The organism is Flavobacterium sp. HJJ, assembly GCF_015351475.1.
Taxonomy (GTDB): Bacteria; Bacteroidota; Bacteroidia; order Flavobacteriales; family Flavobacteriaceae; genus Flavobacterium; species Flavobacterium marginilacus.
In genome coordinates, this window is the sequence record NZ_JADKPR010000044.1 from 1 (window position 1) to 9,407 (window position 9,407).

4 protein-coding genes are annotated in these 9,407 nt (G+C 33.6%); 2 read left to right on the forward strand and 2 right to left on the reverse strand.

What is annotated here, in order from left to right; translation table 11 throughout:
- Window positions 1-183 precede the first annotated feature (183 nt).
- Window positions 184-1,062 (forward strand): hypothetical protein, encoded by an 879-nt coding sequence (locus IRZ80_RS20330; protein ID WP_194644126.1) that lies wholly within the window; start codon window positions 184-186, stop codon window positions 1,060-1,062.
- On the opposite strand, the gene IRZ80_RS20335 is transcribed toward IRZ80_RS20330, so the two are convergent.
- Window positions 1,045-4,779: a metallophosphoesterase gene (locus tag IRZ80_RS20335; RefSeq protein WP_194644128.1), complete on the reverse strand. Its 3,735-nt coding sequence runs from the start codon at window positions 4,777-4,779 to the stop codon at window positions 1,045-1,047. The genes IRZ80_RS20330 and IRZ80_RS20335 overlap by 18 nt on opposite strands.
- A 530-nt stretch (window positions 4,780-5,309) precedes the next feature.
- On the opposite strand from IRZ80_RS20335, the gene IRZ80_RS20340 reads away from it, so the two are divergent.
- Window positions 5,310-6,527 carry a Pycsar system effector family protein gene (locus IRZ80_RS20340; protein ID WP_194644130.1) on the forward strand — a complete coding sequence of 406 codons (1,218 nt, stop codon included), beginning with the start codon at window positions 5,310-5,312 and terminating at the stop codon, window positions 6,525-6,527.
- Between the two features lie 108 nt (window positions 6,528-6,635).
- Here the strand turns inward: IRZ80_RS20340 and IRZ80_RS20345 are convergent, their stop codons facing one another.
- A complete protein-coding gene (locus tag IRZ80_RS20345) occupies window positions 6,636-8,978 on the reverse strand; it encodes a GAF domain-containing protein (RefSeq protein WP_194644132.1) in 2,343 nt (780 codons plus the stop codon).
- Between the last annotated feature and the right edge of the window lie 429 nt (window positions 8,979-9,407).

Here is a 9,407-nt window from a genome sequence, read left to right on the forward strand (position 1 = left end):
ACACAGATTCTCACAGATTTTACATGCATTTTTTAGAAATCGGTGTTAATCTTTATAATCTGTAGCTAATTTTATCGATTTGGTATTAGTCACGGATAAGTCTATAACTATTTATAATAGTTCGTAAACTAATTATAAAAGGTAAAAAAATATGAGTTATTTTTGTGTCTATTCAGGAAATCTATGAAAAATTATATTTCGATTACAGCTGCTTTTATTTTATTGGCTTGTCAGAATGGTTCTGAGACGCTGACAAAATTATATAGTTTACCTAAAAAGCTAAAAGAAGTTTCAGGTATTCTTTATTCTGAAAAGGATAAGATGTTCTGGACTTTGGAAGACAGCGGTAATGCCAATAAAATATATGGTTTGAGTGCTCAAGACGGTACTATTCAGAAAAGAATTACCATAGCGGACACTCCAAATATTGATTGGGAAGACATTACAAAAGATAAGAAAGGAAATTTATATATAGGCGACTTTGGGAACAATGACAATACTCGAAAAGATTTATGTATTTATAAAATAGACAAGACTTCGCTGCAGAAAGAAACTGCTGTTCCGGCCTATAAAGTTTCGTTTTCATATCCGGAACAGAAAGAGTTTCCGCCCAAAAAGACAAAACTGTTCTTTGATGCTGAAGGTTTTTTTGAATATAATGGAAACTTTTATCTTTTTACAAAAAACAGAAGCAGAGGATTTGACGGTACAGTTTTAGTATACCGATTTCCAAACAGAGCAGGGAATCACAAAGCTCTTTTGATGGGAGAATTTAAAACCTGCGGCAATTATAATCACTGTGCTGTTACCAGTGCTGCAATCAGCCCGGATGCTTCCAAAATTGTACTTTTGACTCATGACAAAGTTTTTTTGTTTGAGAATTTTAAGGGCGATAATTTTCTAAAAGGAACTCAGAAATCATTCAAATTAAATCATTTTTCTCAAAAAGAGGCGGTTTGTTTCAAGGATAATAAAACCTTGATTATTGCCGATGAAAAGACAAATAAATTAGGCGGAAATGTCTATGAAGTGTCTCTTGAAAAACTAAAATCCATACCCTAAACCAAAAGCAACTCTTGCTCGGTCATCAGTTCCTTTGAAATAGGTAACCCGTCCGGTAATTACATTGAGACCGTTTATCCATATTCCTCCGCCAACGGACTGATGCCATTTATGGGATTCTTCGCCTTCAAGCCAGACTCTTCCGTAATCATATCCTCCCAGAATTCCGTATGACATTGGTACGATACTTTTTTTAATTTTACCAATATTCCAGCGCAGATCAGTGCTTTGGTAGAAAGAGGCGTTACCCAAAAAGCGTTCGTTTCTAAAACCTCTTAAATCATAATCACCGCCTAAAGCAGCTCCCTGATAAAATTCGAAATTATTATTAAACAGTATTTTTGATTTCAATATTGTTGCCAGAACAAATTCTCCTTTGGGATCAATTTTATGATTGAAATTAAGTTTGGTTTCTAGTGCAGGAAAATTTGTTTTTGTTTCATTCAAATTCATTTTCCAGCTTCCAGCTAGTGAAAAACCAAATCCCATAGTAGGAAGAGAAGGCACATCATAATTCTCAAAACTATATTTAGCGCCAACTCCCGCATACTGCTGATTGTCAAAAACGTTTGGATTTACAGTGCCTGGGATATTAATATACCTGCCGTTAGTGTCTTCGGCTTTTATTTTTTCAAAAAGCGTAATGAAATTGAATTCGCTTCCATAACGTCCTGTTTTTTTTATTGAAGGAGACACTTTTATTGTTCGAAGGCGGACTCTGTTATAGTCCATGCCGTATATATGATCACTGTTTACCGTTTCATTTCCGTATCCAAAATAGTTCACGCTAAAGTTAGGACTCGTAAATTTTGATTCTATTTCGAGATTCCATTTTCCAAAACTTTGAGGAAAAATGCCGTTATAAGCAAGTTCATACCCGCTGCTGGCAAATAAATAATTAGCTCTCAGGGTATGTTTTTGCGTGTACGGATTTTGATTGAATTTGTTGACGGTATAGTTGGCAATAATTCCAAGTTTTACGCCATCATCGGGATTGTAGCCTCCAAATGGAAATCCAGAGAAAGCATTGTATTTAATTTTTTCATAATTATAAAGGTTAAGATCATAATCATCTGTCAAAATAGTTTTGGCTTTAGAATCTAATACATAGGTATTGTCTTTGGATTTAAAATCATATATTTTGAGTTTTTTGCCATTTTCTACGTTGTACGAATCGTGGTTTTGTCCGCCGATTAACCGGATTTTGATATCAGATTTTGAAGGGCCTTTTACTTCAAATAAATCATCATCGTCTAAGCCGTAAATCCAGATATTTTTGGTTTTCGCAGCATTGAAGTTTTTTTCATACTGCAGTTCATCATTTTGGTTTTTTACTCTGTAAACTGCAACTTCAGTGTTGTTTTTTGAAGTGTGGGTAATTATAAATTTATCTTTTTTATCTGTACCGACAATCAATACCGTTTTCTGCAGTACTCTGTAATACTCTTTTGCATAATCCTGCAGTTTCGTTTTTCTTATTCTTAATTTGCGTTTAATATCTTCAATCGTTTCGTCTTGAACTTCTTTTGGCAAAGCGGTAAAAGCGTTATTTATATCCTCATCCGTAAGGTGCTCCTGAATGTATTTGGCCTGCGTAATCCATTCCTTTTCATCGGCAGTTTTTAGTAAAGCAATATCCTGCGGATAGGGTTCACGATTGAGCCATTTTACATTTTTAATATCTTCCTTAAAGCTTTGCTGATGGCGGAGTGCCGGCATATTCATCAGTAACGAAAGCAGTGTTCCGTCATATTTTGTAAAGGCTTGATCCCGGTCTCTTGGAATAGGTTTATAAATGATTTTTCCGTTCTCTTTGTATTCTCCCCATCGCCATTGATCGCTGTGTCTGTCCCAGTCTCCAATGAGCATATCGAATAATCTTGCTTTGATATATTCGGGTTCGTCAATGGTATATTTTTCATCCTTGTGCATGTTTTTCATAACATCATCAGTACTGATGATATCTAATGGATTTTTTAAACTTTTTGCCTCCTTTTGACTGCCGGATAACTGCTCTTCAACTAAGTATAATTCATTTCCGAAATTATAATTAAAGTTTTTTAGCGCTGTTTCTTTTGGAATATAATACAAACGGGGATTGGTGTGCGCGACACCAATTTTGTCGGCCATATTTCCTACCGCAAGGGGTGTGTAGGGGTGCGAAGTGGTGTAAAAATCAAATAAAAAATCTTCGGCATAGGTGTCATCAAATTGGTTTAAAACAAACTGGTCTTTGAACACCACAGACTGCAGAAAACGGGAAGTACTTTTCTTTAAGGCACGCATTACGTACTCTTTCCCGCTGGCATCAGCAAGGCGTAATGATTTTGACTGGTGTCCGCCGCCTTCTCTGATAGGTTTTACTCCTCCAAAAAGGGTGTCCAATACTGCTGTTTTTGCTATAATGGGCATACTGTAATAGCTGCGGTAATGCTGGCCAAAAAGGAATTTATGAAAAATACTTTTTTGGGTCATTTCTTTAGAATAAATGGAGGTTTGGGTTGTTTGGGCAAAATGATTCGGCAGATTTTTTGGCGTAATTGTATCTTTTGATTTTATAATTGTCTGTTCAAAAAGCAGTTTTTCCTTTTGGTTTTCATTACCATAAAAGGCAGCTTTTGTTTGTCCGTTTTTATATATGGTCAATGTGGCATATCCATTTCCGCCGTATGAAAAATCATTTGGATTTACAGCCTTAGCCGATTCCGATTTTGAACCCGAACCGCTTATAATCTGCTTAATGTCGTTTTTGGCCAGGTATTGTAAATTATGATCATGACCCGAAACCACAATGACATTACGCTGATTCTGCAGAAGTGTTTTTATCCGTTTTGTAAAATTGAGATATACTTTATTTTGAATATCCTGCGGGCTGATTCCCGATGTTTTCCGAATTAAATTTATTATTGAGCCAATAACCGGCAGCGGAATTTTTTGTTCCAAAGGGAAAAGTTCTTTTTCTATCGAATACTGTCCGCCGTGGGAACCGCTGGTCATTAATGGATGATGCATCGCAAGGATTACCGTTTTGTCTTGATTTTTATTTAATAGACTTGCCAGTTCTTCAAAAAAAGCTTCGCGGGTTTTAATCGTGCAGTTGTCATTCATTGCAGGGTATGAATCCCAATCTTCCAAAAACCATTGGCTGTCGATAGTTATCAGCGTAATAGCTGAAGTGATTTTTAGTTCGTCCAGACCGCAATTTTGCTGAGGCATAAACGACTTTTTATCATTCAGATAATTGGTTACAAATTTTGCCTGCCGTTCCAAACCTTTTATACCGCTGTACCAGTCGTGATTTCCGGGGATAAAAATAGTTTTCCCTTTAAAGTTTTTAGCCAGCTTCAATTGATTTATAAGTTTAGTTTTGGCTAAATCCTGTTCTGCTGAAGTACCGGAATTTGGAAAACCTTTTGGATAAATATTATCACCAAGAAACAGCAGTGTACTTTTTTTATCAGATTGTTCTAGTCTGTTCTGAAGCAGTGCAAGTGTTTTTTGTGCTTTATCTTCATCAGCATTTCCTGCATCTCCAATTAGATAAAAAGTGTGGGCAGTTTTTGAGGAATCGGTTTCCTCTTGTGAGACAGCTGTGTCGATATCTTTGCCATATTGAGGATGATGTGTCGCACAAGATTGGAATATCAGTAATAAAATAAGAAGTCCAAAAAGCGCTGTCATTCTTTTAATGAATGAATTTTTAAAAAACAATCCCATGATTTTATGGTTTTATAATAACTTTTCTGTGATACAGAGTAAAAGTACTTAAAGGAAATTGATTAACACGGCATTCACATTAAAAAAAAGATAAACACGAATTTCACCAATTAACATTAATTCTTATCAAAATTGAAATCAAATTTTACAACTTTTTACAGTTTCGAATATTTTGTGTAATTAAACAGCAATCTTAATTCGTGCAGATTAGTGTAATTCGTGTCAAAAACTTTTAAAAGCGAATGCCTTGATTAATTAATAGTTTTAACCTTCCATAAAAATGTTTCGAAAATAGAAGTTTTCAAACATTTTAGAAAAGTTTTATAATCCGGCTGGTAAAAAGGACCGGTTTTATAGACTCTAAATGAGTGAATTGATAATCAAATGGCTAAAAATGAATAGCACGGATTTATTCTTTGGTTAAAAATGATTATCAGAAAACAATTTCATAATTTAGACGTTTAAAATCATGGCAGACGAATTGTTTAGAAAACAGTTCCTAATGTTTGTCCTAAGATAAAAACCAAAGTATGACTCTTGTAAATGAAGTTCAGGATTTTGTTTCCAATTTAATCAAAGAAAAACTCTCTGATTTATACAGCTATCACAATATGGATCATACGCTTGAGGTAGTTCGGGCTGTTGAAATTTTATGTGATGAAGAAAAAGTAAATCAATCAGATAAGGAAATTCTACTGATAGCCGCCTGGTTTCATGATACGGGATATGTTGACAGTTTTAATGATCACGAAGAGTTCAGCACAAAAATAGCAGCTCAGTTTTTGAGTGAAAAAGGAAAATCTGAAGCATATATTACGGCTGTTAACAGGTTAATTAGAGCTACTGTCAAAGACTATATTCCACAGTCGAATTTAGAAAAAATCATTAAAGACGCCGATTATCACCATATTTTAAATGACAGTTATGTTGTTAATTGTGAATGTCTAAGGAAAGAGTGGCAAAACATTGACGGAAAATCAATGACGGATATAGAATGGGCTAAGGGAAATGAATTTTTTCTGACAGCGATGCATAAATTTTATACTCCGTATGCTGTCGAACATTGGCAGCCTTTGAAACAAAAAAACATAAAACGACTTCAGAAAAAAATAAAAAAAATGGATACAGAATTTAAAAAAGAGAATAAAAAAAAAGGTAAAGAAGACAAAATAGATAAACCAGATAAACCAGATAAACCAGATAAACCAGATAAACCAGATCGCGGTATCGATACTTTATTTAGAGTTACTTTAGGGAATCATACCCGTTTGAGCGGTATTGCAGACAGCAAAGCCAATATTTTACTTTCGGTAAATGCAATTATTATTTCGATTGCACTTTCTACATTGATTCCAAAACTGGATAGTCCGAAAAATGCGCACTTAGTAGTTCCTACTTTTATTATGCTGCTCTCAAGTGTAATTACTATTATTTTTGCGATACTTTCTACAAGGCCAAAAGTTACCAAAGGAGTTTTTACCAAAAAAGACATTGAGGACAGAAATACAAATCTTCTGTTTTTTGGAAATTTTTATAAAATGCCTTTAAAAGATTATCAATGGGCTATGAATGAAATGATGAAAGACCGGGAATATCTCTATAATTCACTGATTAAGGATTTGTATTTTTTGGGAATCGTATTGGAAAAAAAATACCGTTTACTGCGGATTGCCTACAATATTTTTATGATTGGATTAGTACTGTCAGTAATTGCTTTTGTTATTGCTTTCAAAACAATTGGAGGCTGATGTTTTTTTCTTTTAGAGGATTACAAAATGCTAATCTTTTTTATAAAATGTTACTTTTTAAATCTTTGTATTTTAAATTTTTTAATTCTGTCAGTTTACTAAATCTTGTTAGGTATTGTCTTTTGCGTAATTTGTAAAATTAGTATTGATGACTTTTACGCGGATAGCTCTCAGCCCTGACACACCCTGAAGTTCTTCGACTTCAAATTGTTCAATTGCGGGTTCCAGTATTTTTTTGAACTGCAGGTATTTGATGTATTTTAAATATTCGTTTTGTTCGGAATTATGAGAATATACGATAGTGATTTTTTCCTTTTGCGTAATTCTTTCTTTGCTGCCTTTTATGGTTGCTTTATCAATGCGTTTTTTGACTACTTCGTATCGTGCATTGTATGTGCCATCGACATCAAAACGTTTTTCATCCATTCTGAAACGAATAGAAATAGGGGAGCTGAATGCTAAAATCAGTGAAGTCACATCCAGTTCATAAGGCAGAGTAGCTTTGAGCTGATGATGTTCCAATTCCATTTCGCACAATGTCTGCAGCTGCCATAATCTCAAATTATTTAAATACAGATTATCAAATGGTTTTGAGGGTGCAATAGAAGCACCAATGTAGAGGTTGTGCTCTACACCATCGGTTTTAAAACGCTCATAATAATGCGGATAAATCAGCTGCGCTTCCGTTTGTTTTTGGTCCAAAATAACGGCTAGTTTTTTATTGATAACAGACATGGTATTATCAAACTTTTTTCTAGCCTGATAGAACATTCCTGTTTTTTCGTCCAGACTTTCAAAATAGTTTTGTTTTACGGTTTCATGCTCTAGATCCATTATTGTGTTTTTCAGGATAGGATGAATTTCGGCTTCGATATAATTCTGAATTTGCTGTTCGGTATCTGCTTTTAGAGATGAATCGAGTTCAGAATTAAATGATTTTAATTCAAATATCCGCTGTTCCAGCAGAACAAAACTATCATTTGATTTTTGGCTTTCAAAAAGATTTATAAGTGTGCTTAACTGATTTTTTAAATCCTCTTTGACCGTTTTATTGCGGTGTTCCGAGGAACCTTTTATATCAATTTGACCATACAGAGGATAGACTTCCTTGAAAATGATTTCTTTAAAAATATAATCTTTGGCAGGGGAGCTGGACTGAAAATATTTCAGGGCTTCCCGCTTAAATTTCCAGTAAACACTGGAGTGAATGGCTGTATATTCTCTTTGAATAATAGCTTCAATCTGGTTTTCCTTATCGATTTTATAACTCTCTAGATTATCAACGAGATAAGGCAGAAATAAATCCAAATTGATTGCATTGATGCTGTTTAAAGCACTCGGTTTTGAAGAAACTAATTCTATAATGCCAAGAATACTATCGTCTTTTATGACTAATGCAAAAATGCAGCTTTGTATGTCCTGCTGCAGCAAATGCTGTCCTAGTTTTTCATTTCCTGCAATTTTTGAAAATTGTTCGACATCAGAGATTATAATATTTTTTTTGTCTTCCAGAATAGTTTTAAAACAATGACCATAAATACCATTTCTACAATCCATTTCTTCTATATCATTCAAGATATAGCTTTTAATCATTTTATCATTATACGGAGGAATTGTAAATCTTTCTTCTTCCTCATCATATAGGATAAATCCAATTCTTAAATCAGGAATTTTAAAAATGGATTTGAATATAGATTCAAAACTAATGTCTGAAGCCGTTTGCGCTGCTTTAGTTCTTAAAAGATTGCTTTTTAAATTTGACACGGCACTTTCGCGGGTTACGTCAAAAAGGCTTACTATCCCAAAACCCTTTAAAATCCAGCTTTCGCGTGGAAATTTTTCTTTCCAAAGCTCAATCTTATCATAATTATTCATCAGCAGATTGATATCTTCCGGACTGATTTTTGGTGCATTTTGTGTTGGAATAATTTCAAGAAAATCGGCATTGTATAAAATGCGGTAATGGTATATGACACCATTTGCATTTGGAATATCATAAAACAAAGGTTTGTTGAAATCAAAATTCTGACCGTAAAATGCATTTAAAATCAGAATGCAGTTAAGAATATAAAATTGATCCTCTTCAAAATCTCGAATTTCCATGTCAAATGTCATTCCTGCATCTTGGAGGATTTTTTTGAACCTTTTGGTATAATTAAAAGTTACATTTTGAAATGGAATAGAAACAGCTTTAATTTCATTATTTGTTAACGCAGTAGGGAAGAGATCGGCAAGTAAATTATGGATTAATTCTTCGTGTTTTTTTATAAAGTTTAAATCAGTAATTCCTTCTCTGAATTCTGGATAAGGAGCTGTTTCTTTTAGTAAGGCTTTGGCATAATTAGAGCGGTAATCTATATTTGATACAGCAATTTCTTCTAAATTTTCTATCAGTTTATGAAATGAAATCAGTGTTTTAAACGGGCTTTTTGTAAATTCGGTATAATTCATAAAACGAATTGAAGTTGGCAGTTGTATTAAGTGTGTTGTAATTATTTGATTATGAGTTTTGTATAATGTGTTTTCAGAAAGCATACTGCTTAAATAATTACAGTTTAAATTTAGTGATTTATTTGCCAGATGTGACAGCGTGTAACAATTTATCTAAATTGTTTAAAAAAAATAGAACTGTTCACAAATAATACCATGTGTTTTTTTCGCCGCTGATTACACAGATTCTCACAGATTTCATTACTATTTTTTTTAAAAATCTGCGTAAATCTTTTTAACCTGTGACTAATTCTATCTGTTTGGTATTAGTTAATGAGAGTCATAAAAAAAATAATTTGCAATTGAAAATTTTAAGGGAGAGCATAAAAAAAAGGCAGGCCCAATTTTGAGACTGCCTTTTAGCCGTAATGCTGTTTTGTTCAGTTATTT